At 68.5% G+C, this 14,207-nt stretch carries 12 protein-coding genes; 9 read left to right on the top strand and 3 right to left on the bottom strand.

The window, feature by feature from the left end; genetic code table 11:
- On the top strand, positions 1-197 hold a 197-nt coding region (locus tag SALMUC_RS30570; RefSeq protein ID WP_037372314.1), incomplete at its 5' end, for a hypothetical protein.
- Positions 198-209: 12 nt separating this feature from the next.
- Complete coding sequence (locus SALMUC_RS18640) at positions 210-1,481, top strand: glycerate kinase type-2 family protein (RefSeq protein WP_020039148.1); 1,272 nt, start codon at positions 210-212, stop codon at positions 1,479-1,481.
- 13 nt (positions 1,482-1,494) lie between these two features.
- Here the strand turns inward: SALMUC_RS18640 and SALMUC_RS18645 are convergent, their stop codons facing one another.
- From SALMUC_RS18645 to SALMUC_RS18655, 3 genes are read right to left on the bottom strand one after another with little or no spacing between them, the layout of a single operon-like run.
- On the bottom strand, positions 1,495-1,878 hold the full coding sequence (locus SALMUC_RS18645) for a response regulator (protein WP_020039149.1): 384 nt from the start codon (positions 1,876-1,878) through the stop codon (positions 1,495-1,497).
- Positions 1,859-5,323: a CheR family methyltransferase gene (locus tag SALMUC_RS18650; RefSeq protein WP_020039150.1), complete on the bottom strand. Its 3,465-nt coding sequence runs from the start codon at positions 5,321-5,323 to the stop codon at positions 1,859-1,861. Before SALMUC_RS18650 ends, SALMUC_RS18645 begins: the two co-directional genes overlap by 20 nt.
- Entirely contained in the window at positions 5,320-5,868 is a 549-nt protein-coding gene (locus SALMUC_RS18655) for a PAS domain-containing protein (protein ID WP_020039151.1), read from the bottom strand. The genes SALMUC_RS18650 and SALMUC_RS18655 overlap by 4 nt, the downstream gene beginning before the upstream one ends.
- A 288-nt stretch (positions 5,869-6,156) precedes the next feature.
- Between SALMUC_RS18655 and SALMUC_RS18660 the strand changes: the two genes are divergently transcribed.
- From SALMUC_RS18660 to SALMUC_RS18690, 7 genes are all read left to right on the top strand, one after another.
- Positions 6,157-6,915 carry a phosphatase PAP2 family protein gene (locus SALMUC_RS18660; protein WP_020039152.1) on the top strand — a complete coding sequence of 253 codons (759 nt, stop codon included), beginning with the start codon at positions 6,157-6,159 and terminating at the stop codon, positions 6,913-6,915.
- Positions 6,916-7,012: 97 nt separating this feature from the next.
- Complete coding sequence (locus SALMUC_RS18665; RefSeq protein WP_020039153.1) at positions 7,013-8,107, top strand: endonuclease/exonuclease/phosphatase family protein; 1,095 nt, start codon at positions 7,013-7,015, stop codon at positions 8,105-8,107.
- 126 nt (positions 8,108-8,233) lie between these two features.
- Complete coding sequence (locus SALMUC_RS18670) at positions 8,234-8,638, top strand: c-type cytochrome (protein WP_037372364.1); 405 nt, start codon at positions 8,234-8,236, stop codon at positions 8,636-8,638.
- 583 nt (positions 8,639-9,221) lie between these two features.
- A complete protein-coding gene (locus SALMUC_RS28355) occupies positions 9,222-10,034 on the top strand; it encodes a bifunctional DNA primase/polymerase (protein WP_021120629.1) in 813 nt (270 codons plus the stop codon).
- Positions 10,035-10,454: 420 nt separating this feature from the next.
- A complete protein-coding gene (locus tag SALMUC_RS18680; RefSeq protein WP_020039156.1) occupies positions 10,455-11,084 on the top strand; it encodes a hypothetical protein in 630 nt (209 codons plus the stop codon).
- Positions 11,084-12,463, top strand: a complete 1,380-nt coding sequence (locus tag SALMUC_RS18685) for a phage portal protein (protein ID WP_020039157.1) — start codon at positions 11,084-11,086, stop codon at positions 12,461-12,463. Before SALMUC_RS18680 ends, SALMUC_RS18685 begins: the two co-directional genes overlap by 1 nt.
- Entirely contained in the window at positions 12,453-14,207 is a 1,755-nt protein-coding gene (locus SALMUC_RS18690) for a prohead protease/major capsid protein fusion protein (RefSeq protein ID WP_020039158.1), read from the top strand. The genes SALMUC_RS18685 and SALMUC_RS18690 overlap by 11 nt, the downstream gene beginning before the upstream one ends.

The following is a 14,207-nucleotide window of genomic DNA, read 5'->3' on the forward strand; positions in this document are numbered from 1 at the left end:
CGGGGCTGGAGGCGCTGGCGCGGGACGCGGGGCTCGCCGGAGAGGCGCAAGCGCTTGTGGCGCTGGTCCGCGCGGTGCAGGATCGCCTCGCGGCCCGGCCGGGCACGCTGGAGGTGGCGCCGCTCTACCTCGGGCCCGGCGAGACGGCCGCGGGAGAGCTGCACCTCGGGACCCCGGGGGCGGCGAAACACGCCTGACCGGGAGAGGGAATGACCGAGGAAAAACGCTTTCTGACCAGCCTGTTCACCGAGGCCGTCGCGGCCGCGGACCCCGAGCGCGCGCTGCGCGCCGCGCTGCCCGAAAAGCCGAAGGGCCGGACCGTGGTCATCGGGCTGGGCAAGGGGGCGGCGCAGCTTGCGGCGGCCTTCGAGACGCTCTGGGGCGATCCGGTCGAGGGGCTGGTGGTGACGCGCTACGGCTATGCCGCGCCCTGCAAGCACCTGCCCGTCATGGAGGCCGCGCACCCGGTGCCCGACGCGGCGGGGCTCGAGGCGAGCGAGGCGATGTTCCGCGCGCTGGAGGGGCTGACCGAGGATGACCTCGTGGTCGCGCTGGTCTGCGGCGGCGGCTCGGCCCTGCTGCCGGCGCCGCCGGAGGGGCTGACGCTGGCGGACGAGCAGGCGCTGAACCGCGCGCTGCTGGCCTCGGGGGCGCCCATCGGGGTGATGAACGCGATCCGCAAGCATGCGAGCCGGATCAAGGGCGGGCGGCTGGCCGCGGCGGCGGCGCCCGCGAAGGTGGTGAGCCTCGTGGTCTCGGACGTGCCGGGGGACGACCCGGCGCAGGTGGCCTCGGGGCCGACGGTGCCCGACCGGGTGGACGGGCAGGCCGCGCTGAAGCTGATCGAGAGCTACGGCGTCCGGCTGCCGGACAACATCATGGCGCATATCCGGAGCGCGGCCTCGGCGGCGCCGCACCCGGACGACGCCTGTTTCGCGCGCAACGAGGTGCACGTCGTGGCCTCGGCGCGGATCTCGCTCGAGGCGGCGGCGGCGAAGGCCGAGGCCGAGGGCGTGCCGGCGGTGATCCTGTCGGATGCGATCGAGGGCGAGGCGCGCGAGGTCGGGCTGGTCCATGCCGCCATCGCGCGCGAGGTCGCGGCGCGGAACCGGCCCTTCGCGGCGCCGGTGGTCATGCTCTCGGGGGGCGAGACCACGGTGACGCTGCGCGGCGAGGGCGGCCGGGGCGGGCGCAACACCGAGTTCCTGCTGGGGCTGGCGCACGGCCTTGACGGCGCGGGCGACATCCACGCCATCGCGGCGGATACCGACGGCATCGACGGGTCCGAGGACAACGCGGGCGCCTTCGTCGACGGCAGCAGCGGGGCGCGGCTGCGCGCGGCGGGCGGCGACGTGATGGAGGCGCTGTCGCGCAACGACGCCTGGGGCGCCTTCGAGATGCTGGGGGATCTTTTCGTGCCGGGGCCCACCGGCACCAACGTCAACGACTTCCGGGCGATCTGGGTGCGGGGCGGCGGCTGAGCGCTGCGCCCGACTAGCAGAGCGCGCCGAGGAAGCGGGTCAGCGTTTCCGTCGAGAAGGGCTTGGGGCAGAACTTGGCGCCGGGATACTGCGCCTGGATCTCGTGGCTGAGCGCGTGGCCCGAGTGGAAGATCAGCGCGACGCCCTTTTCCTGGAGTTCGGTGGCGAGGGGGAAGACCTCGCCATCCTGCAGGCGCACGTCGAGGATCGCGGCGTGCACCGTCTCGGTCGCGGCGATGCGCCGCGCGTCCTCGATCCGGGCAACCGGCCCGAGGACGTCGAAGCCCAGGTCCTGGACGATGAGCTCGAGGTCGAGGGCCACGATGGCCTCGTCCTCGCAGATAAGTATGTTGCGGGCGCCTGTCGCGGTGTCCGCCTCAGAGTTCGCGGGGGTCATAGGTCAACCTCGTCGTGCGTTGCTCGACGCTGCTGTCCACGGTCACCTCTCCGCCAAGCTGCGTCGCGGCAAGGCGGACGAGCGTGGAGCCGAACCCGGCCTTGCCTTGCGTCACTTCACCAAGTGCTTCGGCGTAGATTTCGTTCCAGACGAGAGTCACCTTTCCGTCCTGCGCGTAGGCCCAGTGCACCTCGAGGCGGCCCTCGACCGGGCCAAGCACGCCGTATTTCGCGGCATTGGTGGCCCATTCGTGCAGCAGCAGCGAGAGCGCGGTCAGGTCCTTGGCCGCGATCAGGACCTGGGGGCCCTCGACCTCGGTCTCGGCGCTGTCGGTATAGGGTTCGAGCGCGGCGCCCACGGCGTCGGTCATGGTGACCGGCCCGCGTTCGGCCGGGCGTTGGGTCATGTCGTGGGACCGGGCGAGCGCGTTGACGCGGCTTTCGATGCCCTGGACGAGGTCGGGAACCGACTCCGAGGTGCGGCCGGCGACGCGGACCATGCCCGAGATGATGGAGAAGAAGTTCTTCACCCGGTGGTTCATCTCGCGGATCATGACCTCGCGCACGCGGCGGGCCTCGATCTCGGCGGTGACGTCGAAGACCACGCCGAGGAAGCGTGTCTCGCGGCCGTGGTCGGTCTGGTTGCCCACGAAGCGCAGCGAGCGGCCGTTGTGGCGCTCGGTCAGGGTGAAGGTCTCGTCCACCGGGGCGCCGTCGGAGGTGGCTTGCAGGGCCGCTTCGAGGCGCTCGCGGTCGCCTTCGCAGAGGGTGGCGAGGATGTCGGGAACGCGCGGCTCGGCACCGTCGGGGGCAAACTCGAAAAGCTCGCGGCCCTTGGAGTCGAGCATGAGCGTGCCCTTGCTCGGGTCGAGTTCCCAGACGCCCATCTCGGCGACCTCGAGGGCGAGCTGCAGGCGCTCGCGCTCGCGGTCGAGTTCGGCCTGCAGGTAGAGCGCGCGGGTCAGCTCGGTGAAGACGAGCGTCGCCCCCTCGCGCGAGCCGTCGCGCGACAGGTAGGGCGTGATCGCCAGCGTCCAGGTGCGGTCGCCCTCGATCTCGGTCACGCGCATGTTGCGCAGCTCGCTGGTGGCCATGACCTCCTCGATGGCGCCGATGACCTCGCGCGACTCGTTGAGCGCGCTGGTGACCTCGGCGAGCGGGCGGCCGCGGTCGGTCTTGCGCAGCGGGTAGATCGAGTTGATCGCCTCGGTGAAGTTGCGGATCTTGCCCTTGGCGTCGACCACCACCAGCGGCAGCGTGGTGGAGGCGAAGAAGTTCGACAGGTCGGCGTTGGCGACGGAAAGCTCGTCGACCTTGGTCTTGAGTTCGTCGTTGACGGTGGCGAGCTCCTCGTTCGTCGACTGGAGCTCCTCGTTCATCGACATCATTTCTTCGTTGGAGCTTTTCAGCTCCTCGTTCGCGGTCTCGAGTTCCTCGACCGTGGTGTGCAGCCGCGCGCGGGTCGAGCGCAGCTCGTCCTCGAGGCTCTGCACGTGGCTGTCGGAGGGCTCGACCTCTTCGACGTCGTCCTCGTCGTGCGCCTCGAAGCGGTCGCGGTCGCGGAAGACCAGGAGCAGGGTCCCGTCGGGCAGCGGATCGGCCACGAGGTCGAGTTGCTGGCGGCCGAACTCGGACTGCGCGACGAGATCGCGGGTGACCGACTTGTGGCTGACGCGGCCGGCCTTGCGGATCAGCGCAGAGACCGCCTCGCGCAGGCCGGGGCGGGCGATGGACTGCACGTGCTGATCCTCGACCTGGCCGGGCTGCAGTTCGACGTATTTGCCGAGGCGCCCGGTGGAAGCGAGGATCTGGCCGCTGGGGGTCAGGTGCAGCGTGGCGGGCGCGTAGCTTTGCAGCACGCGTTCGGCCACGTCGGTGTTCTCGAGCGTGTTGCGCGCCGCCTCGCGGCTGCCGCCGCCGAGCGCGCTGCGCCGGGGCGAGGGCAGCCGGTTGCTGGGCATGGTGCGCAGGTGCAGCGGGTATTCCGTGCGCGCGTTGTTGCGGCGGAAGATGCGCGCCTGCTGGTTGATGGGCGGGAACAGCTCGTCGAAGCGGCCGACCGTCTCGGAGGGGCCGAGAAAGAGGATGCCGCCGGGCTTGAGCGAGTAATGGAAGATCGGCAGGGCCTGGGTCTGCAGCTTTTCGCCGAAGTAGATCAGCAGGTTGCGGCAGGACAGCAGGTCGATGTTGGAGAACGGCGGATCGCGCACGACGCTGTGCACCGAGAACCGGATCATGTCGCGGATCTGCGCCGGGATCTGAAAGCTGCCCTCGCGCGCGATGGTGTAGCGGTCGCGCAGTTCCTCGGGCACGTCGGCCAGCGCGGCATGCGGGTAGACGCCCTCGCGGGCGATGCGCAGCATCTGCTCGTCGATGTCGGTGGCGAAGACCTGCACCTTGAAGGAGCGGCGCTGCTCGTGCAGCTCGTGGGCGAAGATCATGGCCATGGTATAGGCCTCTTCGCCGCTGGAGCAGCCCGGCACCCAGACGCGCAGTTCCTCGCCCTCGAAGTCGCGGACGAGATCGGGCACCACCTCGCGGCGGAGCGCCTCGAAATGCTCGGGGTCGCGGAAGAAGCGGGTGACGTTGATCAGCAGCTCGCGGAAGAGCACCTCGCACTCGTCGGAATCCGTGCGCACGCGGCGCAGGTAGTCCTCGGCGTCGCGCAGGTCGAGCACCTGGATGCGGCGCTGGATCCGGCGGACGAGCGTGGATTTCTTGTAGCCCGAGAAGTCGTGGCCGACGGTCTTTTTCAGTACCGCGCAGATGTCGTCGACGCTGTCCTCGATGGTGCGCGCGAGCTTTTCGTCGCTGATGCGGTAGACGGTGCGGGCGTAATACTGGTGGATGCTCTCGATGATGCGCGAGGGGCGGCGGACGAAATCCACCATGCCCGTGTTCTGCGCCGAGACCGGCATGCCGTCGTATTTCGCGGTGTCGGGGTCCTGCACGAGGCAGAGCCCGCCGTGTTCCTTGATCGCGCGCAGGCCCGCGCTGCCGTCGGCGCCGGTGCCCGACAGGATCACGCAGGCGGCGAAGCGGCCCTGGTCCTCGGCGAGGCTTTCGAAGAAGTCGTCGATGGGCCGGCGCAGCCCGCGCGGCTGTTCGAAGTCGGTGAGGGTGAGCTCGCCGTCGCGGACCAGAAGCCCGTGGCCGGGCGGGATGATGTAGACGCGGCCGCGCTGGATGCGCTCGCCGCCGGCGGCCTGCAGCACCTCGAGATCGGTGTGCCGGCCCAGGAGCTCGGCCAGCAGGCTTTCGTGGTTGGGGTCCAGGTGCTGGACCACGACATAGGCGAAGTTGCTGGAGGCGTCGGCCTCGCTCAGCATCTCGCGGATGGCCTCGAGCCCGCCGGCGGAGGCGCCGACGCCGACGATGCAGGTGCGTTCGCTGGCGGTTTCCGCCTCGGAGATGAGGCTTTCGTCAGGTCTGTCGTCGTGGCTCACCGGTCGTCGTCCATCGCAAGTTTGGCGATCATCGCCACCGAATCCGCAAGGCACTCGGCCGAGCCCTCCATCGCGAGGCCGTACTCCCGGCCAAGGGTTTGCACGTCCTCGAGGTGACGGTTGAGCTTCACGTCGTTCTCCTCGAGCCGCTGGCGGCGGCGCGCGGCCGTCATGTCGAACTGCGACGCGAGGATGAACTGCGTGTGGCCGAAACGGTCGCGCAGGCGCGACATGAAGACGAGGTTGAGGAAGGTCGAGCCGTCCTTGCGGTAGTTCAGCACGGCGAAGCGGCCGTCATCCTGGCTGTCGTCGTGGATGAAGTCGTGCAGTTCCTGGTGCGAGGCGGCGGCGGTTTCCTCGCCCTGCAGGAAGCGGCAGTTGCGGCCGATGACCTCGTCCTCGGAATAGCCGGTGAGACGGCAGAAGCCGTCGTTGACAAGCACGAGGGGCGTGTCGCCTCCGGTCTCGGACAGCGCGAGCGCGATGCTCGACGTCTCGAAATAGGCCGCGAGGGCCCTGGGCAGTTCCGCGGTGGTGGCACTCATGTAGGGATATTCGCTTTGGGGGTCTGCGCAGAAAAAAGACGTATCTTGCCTGTCATATGCGCCGGAATGGCCAGATGACAAGCCGATTGCGTTGCCTCGCGGTGCGTTGACCGGGGCTCGTGACGTAAGCGGCCGCGGGGTCGGCGACCGCGGGGCGCTTCTGCGCGCCCTTGGCACGGTGAACGCGGATACCCGGAATGTGGTTCCGGCCCGCGTTCGGGGCGGGGCCCGCGCGGTCCGGCGTGCGGTTGCAGGGAACGATCCGCGCGCCCGCGGTGTTGGCTGCGCATGGACCGGGACAGCCTGACAGCCAGAACCATCGCCATCGCGCGTTCCGTCGAACTGCAGATGCTCGCGATCAGCACCGGGATCATCGTCGGTGTCTGGGGCTTTGCGGAGCTTGCCGACGAGGTGATCGAGGGCGAGACGCAGGGCATCGACCGGCAGCTGCTGCTGCTGCTGCGCACGCCGGGCGACCTCGCGGACCCGCTGGGCCCGCCGGTGGCCGAGGAGATCGGCCGCGACCTGACGGCGCTTGGCGGGATCATCGCGCTGACGCTGGCCACGCTGGCGACCTGCGGCTTCTTCCTGCTGCTGCGGCGCTACGGCTCGGCCTTCTACATGGGCGCGACGGTCGGCGGGGGCATCCTGCTGTCGAGCGTCGCGAAGGGGCTGTTCGATCGCGCGCGGCCCGATCTCGTGCCGCACGGCTCGATCGTGCACACGGCGAGCTTTCCCTCGGGCCACTCGACCATGGCGGCGATCACCTACCTGACGCTGGCGGTGCTGATCGCGCGGGTGCTGCCGCAGCGACGGCTCAAGGTCTACGTGATGACCGTGGCTGTGCTGCTGACGGTGCTGGTCGGCGTGAGCCGCGTCTACCTTGGCGTGCACTGGCCGACGGACGTGCTGTCGGGCTGGCTGGTGGGGCTGGCCTGGGCGATGCTCTGCCTCCTCGGCGCGCGTCTGCTGGCGCGGCATGGCCGGGTCGAGCCCGATGCCGACGAGGGCGATCCGGAGACGGGCGCGCCGGGGCAGGGGCCCTGAGCGCCTGGCGGCGTGCCAGGGACATCCCGAAACGCCCGACCGCCCGCGCGCGCCGATGCCGCCCGGACGCAAGACAACAAGAAACGGAACAGACACCATGCGCCTGCTGATCACCATCGTTCTCGTCCTCGTCACCGGGATCCTGACCCTCGGCTCCTTCCTGCACCTGGCCGAGACCGATGTGTGGTGGGTGCGCACGACCGACTTCCCCCGCCTGCAATACGGCGCCGCGCTGCTGGTGCTGCTGGTGCTTCTGGCGCTGCTGGCACGGTGGGTCTCGCGCCCTGTGCGGGTGGTGCTGGTGGTCCTGGCGCTGGTCTCGCTGGGCTACAACGTGTTCAAGCTGGCGCCCTACATGCCGATCGGCGGGCGCGACGATGTGGCCAGCTGCGACGCGGAGGACAGCCTGACGGTGCTGGTGGCCAACGTGCAGATGGAGAACCGCGAAAGCGCGGGGCTGCTGGAGCTGGTGCAGGCGCGCGAGCCCGACCTCTTCCTCGCGCTCGAGACCGACGCGTGGTGGGACACCGAGCTCTCGCCCCTGGGCGAGGCGATGCCGCAGACCGTCTCGCACATCGACGACGATTTCTACGGCATGCATCTCTTCTCGCGCCTGCCGCTGAGCGAGACGCGGGTGATGTTCCCGGTCGAGACCGACACGCCCTCGATCCTGGCCAAGGTCGAGCTGCCCTCGGGCAACGAGGTGCAGTTCATGGGCCTGCACCCGCGGCCGCCGCACCCGGGGCAAAGCTCGGTCGGGCGCGACGCGGCGCTGATGTGGGCGGGGCTGCGGGCCTGGAACTCGAAGGTGCCGGTCGTGGCGGCGGGGGATCTGAACGCCGTCCCCTGGGAGCGCAGCGCCATGCGGATGCAGCGCATCGGCCAGTTCCTCGACCCACGCCGCAGCGAGGGCTTCAAGGCGAGCTTCAACTCAAGTTCGTGGTGGATGATCTGGCCACTGGACCAGGTGCTGCACCAGGCCGAGCTGAGCCTCGTGTCGCTGGACATCCTGTCGAGCTTCGGCTCGGACCACTACCCGGTCGAGGCGACGCTCTGCGACCGCCCCTCGGAGCACCGGCCGCCGTCGATCGTGGACGGCGACATGGACGAAGCCGAGGAGACCATCCGCGCGGTGCTGGACATGCAGCGGGAGAGCGAGGAGCGCGACCGCCGCGAAGCCTCGGACAGTTGACCGCGTGCGCGCGGGCGCACGCGCGCGCGAGGCTCAGGTGCGTTGAGCCGCGTCAATGATCCGCGGGCGGAGTTGCTCCACCCTCGTTCCGGGACGCCGGTGTCCCGCAACGAGGGGGAGATCACCATGACACGTTCCGGACCACTCGCGACGCTCGCCGTCGCAATCGCCCTGGCACTGGGCGGAGCCGCGGCCCTTGCCGACAGCGCGGGCGAAGAGGAATACCGTGTCGCCTGCGCGGGCTGCCACGGCGAGAGCGCAATGGGCGACGGGCCGCTCGCGGGGCTGCTGAACATCTCGCCCCCGAGCCTCGTGGGTCTGTCGCAGGCCAACGAGGGCAGCTTTCCCTTCGAGGCGGTGCTGAGCACCATCGACGGCCGCGACGGCGTCCGGGCACATGGCAGCCAGATGCCGGTCTGGGGCGAACGCTTCCAGGCCTCGGCGACAAGCCAGCGCGGCGAGACCGCCGACATGGTGGCGCGGGGGCGCATCCTGTCGCTGGTCTACTACCTGCAATCGATCCAGGAGTGATCCGGGCCGGGCGTGCGTGACGGCGACCCGCGGGGTGTCTTCACCTTCGGGTGAGCAGCGGGCGCCGGTTGCGGGTCTTTTCGGCGAGTCGCGGGGCAGGTGCCGGCTGTTCACGACAGGACGCGGGCCCGCCGGGTGCGGGGCTGCGGTGGCGCGCGCCGCGACTGCGTGGCAGCGACGCGGGCTGCACGCGGGGACGAAAGCCTGCACGGGCCCGCCCGTGGCGGGCTCGCGCGTTTTCCCGTGATTTTTCAGCTGCTTGGGAAATGGCGGAGAGACAGTCCGTCCGTCCGCGAACCGCATCCTGGATTATTGTGATAAAACAGTATCTTGTGAATCTACGTTGTCAGAAATGTGGACAAGAACATCTGCGAACGCCCCTGAGCATAGCGAATCGAACCCCCAAATGGAAAGCCCCCCGCCGGGACCAACGGCAGGGGGCTTGGGCAGGATTCCCAGCAGGGGAAGAACAGGAAGCCCCCTCATCACAAAGGACCTCTCAACATGAACAACCCTCAACACAAAGGCAGATCACATGAGGAACACTAATAATCTTTCGGCGGAATTGCAAGGCAATCTGGACGTGGCGCTGGCGTGGGCAGAGGCCGGGATTCCGATCTTCCCGGCGCTGGCTGAAAGCAAGCGGCCCCATGTCACCGGCTGGCAGGACAAGGCCACGACCGACCCGGATCAGCTCCGCCGCTGGTGGCGCAAGTGGCCCGACGCCATGCCCGCCATTCCGACCGGCAGCCGCTCCGGCGTGGCCGTGCTGGACCTTGACCGGAAGAATGGCAAGGACGGCTTCCAGACCTTGCGCGAGCTGGGGCACGACCCGGACGCGCTGAGCCCGCATGTCATCACCACGCCTTCTGGCGGGCAGCACCTCTATTTCCGGCACATGGAGGGCTTGAAGCAATCGGCTGGTCAGATTGGCCCCGGCGTGGACGTGCGGGCAGCGGGCAGCCTTGTCATTGCCCCGGGCGCGATCAACGGCAAGGGCAGCTATGGGCGTCTCAGCGGCCCGCTGAAGCGCGTCTTGGCTGATCTGAAGCCTTGGCCCACGACGGTCCAGCCGCCTGCTCGTGAGCCGCGCCAGAGCTCCGGCGACGTGACCGGGCTGCCCTTTGAAGAGTTCCGGGACGCGCTCATGGCGGTGCCCAACGACGACACCAACCCGGACGCCGATGGCCGGGACTGGTGGGTCAAGATGCTGGCGGCGGTCCACCACGAAACCGGCGGCTCCGAAGAGGGCTTGGATCTGGCGCAGGACTGGTCCGCTCAGCACGGCTCCTATGACCCGGAAGAGACCGACTCCGTCTGGCGGTCCTTCCTCCGCGACGATGGCGCGACCGGGGCCACGGTGCTGCGCGAAGCCCGCAAGCGGGGCTGGGCCTGAGCGGGCATAGCCTCCACCGTCCCCCATTTCCTGATGGCCGCCGCAATCAAGGCGCTCTGCTTCTTGTCGAACGCCCGGCGACGGCTCCGCTGCGAGCGGATGTGCCGGTCTTGTTTCGTCTTGCGGCCCCCAGCGCCCTGAATGGCGATTCCGAGGGGATACAGCGGCGCGGTCATGGTCCGTCCTGTCTGCTGGGGGTGGTGGGGGCCGCCCACCCAAAAGGCAGCCCCCGGGAGTGAGCCTCCCCGACATGGCCGTGAGGCTAGGAGAAAACGGGGCGGCGAATCCTCTATACCCTGAGCTGGCCTCCGAGTCGATGGTCAACGGAAAGTTTACTTTCAATAACAGTTGCTTAGGTAATTAACCAGTGAGGGCGACTCAGGGTGTGCCAAGGCATCCCGCAATGAGGAGTCCTGACAGATGGAAGATGCAGAAGAGTGGTATGGGGGCTTCACTGTCCCGAAGAAAATCCGCCGCCACACGGGCAAATATTCCGGCCTCATGACCGTTGCCGAGCTGGCGCGGGCTGTGACCCCGCCGGGCAAGGACAAGACCAAGGTTGCCGATCAACTCCGTTGGTATCTCCGGCAAGGCTACCTCACTCCCGTTGCCCGAGAGGAAGAGGGCCGCAAAGCCTTCCTGTTCCTTCCCGACCAAGCTCTTGTGGCCGAAGTCCTGTTCCGCATGGCTGAGTTCGGTATTGCTGAGACCGAAGCCGGGCTGGCGGCGAACCAAGCTTTCAACGTCTGGCGCGAAGACGACTTGCCCGAAGGCAAGCCGCCGCACCCGACTCCCGGGCTGATGGTCATCCGCGACTATGAGGCTGGGCACCGCGATTGGTCCTTTGAGCTCTGGTGCTTCATCGAAGTGTCCACTGGCCAGAAGCGTTTCCATGCCCGTCTGGCCGCAAATCAGCGCCGCATCGGCACCAGCCTGCGGTGGGGCAAGGAAAACGGGCATGACCCCCGGGCGGTCTTCGCGGTTGATCTGGTGGACGTGCTGGACCCCATCCACCCGCGCAACCGCAAGAAGCGGGAAGGCATGAACTAATGGCGTTCCCCTTCCTGCCCAAGCTCTTCCGCCGTGCCGCGAAGCCCACCCATGTCCGTCGTTTCGACGGGGCAGCCGGGGGACGGCGCGGCTGGGGCATGGGCACGATGGGGCGCATTAACCCGGAAGTCTCCGCCGCTGGTGCGTCTCTTCGGAGCCGCGCCCGCTACCTAGCCGCTAACAACCCTTGGCTGGCGCAAGCCGTCGCCAACTGGGCCGGGGCTCTAGTGGGGCCGGGCATCGTGCCCGCGCCGAAGCACCCTGACGCGGACACCCGGGCGGAGCTCACCGCCCATTTCAACCTCTGGGCTGACGAAGCCGACGCCGATGGGCGGACGGACTTCTGGGGTCTGCAATCCGACATTGGCCGTGGGCTGGTCATCGACGGCGAGTCCTTCGTCCAGCTCATCACAACGGAAGCCGGGCCGAAGCTCCGGTTGATCCCGCCCGAGCTGGTGGACGAGTCCCTGACCCGTGAGCTGGCGGACGGGGCCTGCATCGTGCAGGGCGTGGAATTTGATGCGGACGGCAACCGGGTGGCCTATCACGTCCTCCCGAGCCGCCCGCATGACCAGTTCGCCAACTATGCCCCGCCTGTCCGGGTCCCGGCGGATGACATTCTCCATGTGATGAAGCCGCTGGCGGCGGGGCAGGTTCGGGGTGTCTCTTGGCTGGCCCCCGTGATCCTGCCCGCTTCCGAATTTGACCAGCTCTGTGACGCGCTCTTGGTGGGCGTGAAGGTCGCGGCGATGCACTCCGCCTTCCTTGTGGACATGAACGGCACGGCGGGCGAGCCCTATGACGGCACGGAGACGGGCGGCATCATGGAGACCGGCCTTGAGCCCGGCACCATGAAGCGGCTGCCCACCGGCTATGACGTGAAGTTCAACACGCCCGGGCAGACGCAAGAGATTGGCGCGTTCCTCCGCCTCAACCTGCAACAGCTTGCCGCCGGTCTGGGGCTGCCCGAGCATCTGCTTTCCGGCGATCTGACCGGGGCCAACTATTCCAGCCTTCGGGCCGGGCTGCTGCCGTTCCGGCAGCGGGTTGAACAGGTGCAGTATGGCACCCTTGTTCCCCAGCTTCTCCGCCCGATCTGGCGGCGCGTCGTCACTTTTGGCGTCCTGTCCGGTGAGCTGGCGGCCCCGGACTTCGAGTCCAATCCCCGGGCCTATCTGGCCTGCGAATGGCTGCCCCCGAAGCCCATGCAGGTGGACCCGCTCAAGGATGTGCAAGCGACCGTGGCGGAGCTGGAAGCCGGGCTGACCAGCCGCCGCAAGGCCGTCGCCGAACGGGGCTGGGCTCTGGAAGACCTGGACTCGGAGATTGCCGCCGATCCGCACACCCCCAAGCCCAAGGAGTCCGACAATGCCGCTTGACCTCTTCACCCGCCGGGCGGCCTTCCGTCCGACGACGCTTGACCGCGAAAACCGCACCGTCCGCGTCACCGTCTCGACCGGGGCCGCCGTCCAGCGGCGCGGCTATATCGAACGGCTGACGCTGCCAGACCCGCAGAGCATCGTAGGGCTGCCCGTGCTCAACTCGCACCGGCAAGACGGGCTGGACAATCTGCTGGGCCGCGTGGTGGCGGCTGGCGTGGATGACGCGGGCCTCTGGGCAGACGTGCAAATCTCGCAGCGGGCCGAATGGCTCTTGGGCGAGATCGAAGCCGGAATCGTGACCAGCGCGAGCATCGGCTACCGCCAAGGGGCCGCGACCCGCTCCACCGATCCCGCCACCGGGCAGCCGGTGCGCACCATCGTCCCCGAAATCTCGGAAATCTCTTTCGTCCCCGTGCCCGCCGACAAGGGTGCCACAATCAGGAGTAACCAAGTGGAAAACGACGAAATCACGGTGGATGAAAACGCCACCGAAACCCGCGAAGATGACCGGGCGCAGACCCGTGCCGCAATCCGTCAGATTGCCCGTTCCGCTGGCATGACCAGCGAACAGGCCGACGACATGGTGGACCGTGAGCTGTCCATCAGCGAAGCCCGGGCGGAAGCCTTTGAGGCAATGCAGGACCGTGGCCGCACCACGCCGCGCATCCGCACGGCGACCCGCGAGGCAGACAACCCCGCCACGGTCCTGCAACTCCGCTCCGACGCGCTCTATGCGCGGACCTCTGGCGAAGCCCCGTCCGACGCGGCGCGGCCCTACATGGGCGAGACGCTGCGCGACATGGCGCGGGCTTGCGTGGAGGCCACCGGCACCAGCACCCGCGCGATGGACGCTGACCAGCTCTTCCGGGCTGCGATGCACACCACGTCCGACTTCCCCCAGCTTCTCACCAGCACCGGCAACCGAACGCTGGTGGCAGCCTATCAGGCGGCTCAGAGCCCGGTGAAGACGACGCTGGCGCGGCAATCGACCTTGGCCGACTTCCGGCCCGGGACGCGGCTCAAGCTCAGCGACATTGGCACTCTGGGCAAGGTGAGCGAGTCGGGTGAGATCAAGCACACCAGCCGGGCGGAAGCGTCCGAATCCTATGCGCTCGACACCTACGCCACGCAGTTCGCTATCAGCCGCAACGCGCTCATCAACGACGATCTGGGCGCGTTCCGCGACTGGGGCGCGACGGCGGGCCGGATGGCGGCGGAAACGGAAGCCAACCTGCTGCTGTCGCTGCTGCTGAGCAACCCGACGATGGGCGAAGACGCCACCGCGCTCTTCCATGCCGATCACGGCAACCTTGCCGCCGGGTCCGCTCTGGAAGTCGCGGCGCTGGATGCAGCCCGGAAGGCCATGCGCGGCATGAAGGCTCTGGACGGTGTGACCCCCATCAACGCCACGCCCAAATACCTGCTGGTGGGGCCGGAGCTGGAAACCACGGCGGAGCAAATCCTTGCTGCGATCTACGCCGCTACCGTGGCCGACGCCAACCCGTTCACGGGCCGTCTGACGCTGCTGGTGGAACCGCGCATCACGGACTCGTCCTTCTACATCTTCGCGGACCCCGCCGTCCTGCCCGTGCTCGAATACAGCTACCTGAGCTCCGCTCAGGGGCCGCAGATGGCGTCCCGCGAAGGCTGGGACGTGCTGGGCATGGAGTTCCGCGTGGTGCTGGACTTCGGCTGCGGTGCCGTCGACTGGCGCGGCGCTTACCTCAACCCGGGCGAGTGA

The sequence above is a fragment of the Salipiger mucosus DSM 16094 genome (assembly GCF_000442255.1).
GTDB classification, from domain to species: domain Bacteria; phylum Pseudomonadota; class Alphaproteobacteria; order Rhodobacterales; family Rhodobacteraceae; genus Salipiger; species Salipiger mucosus.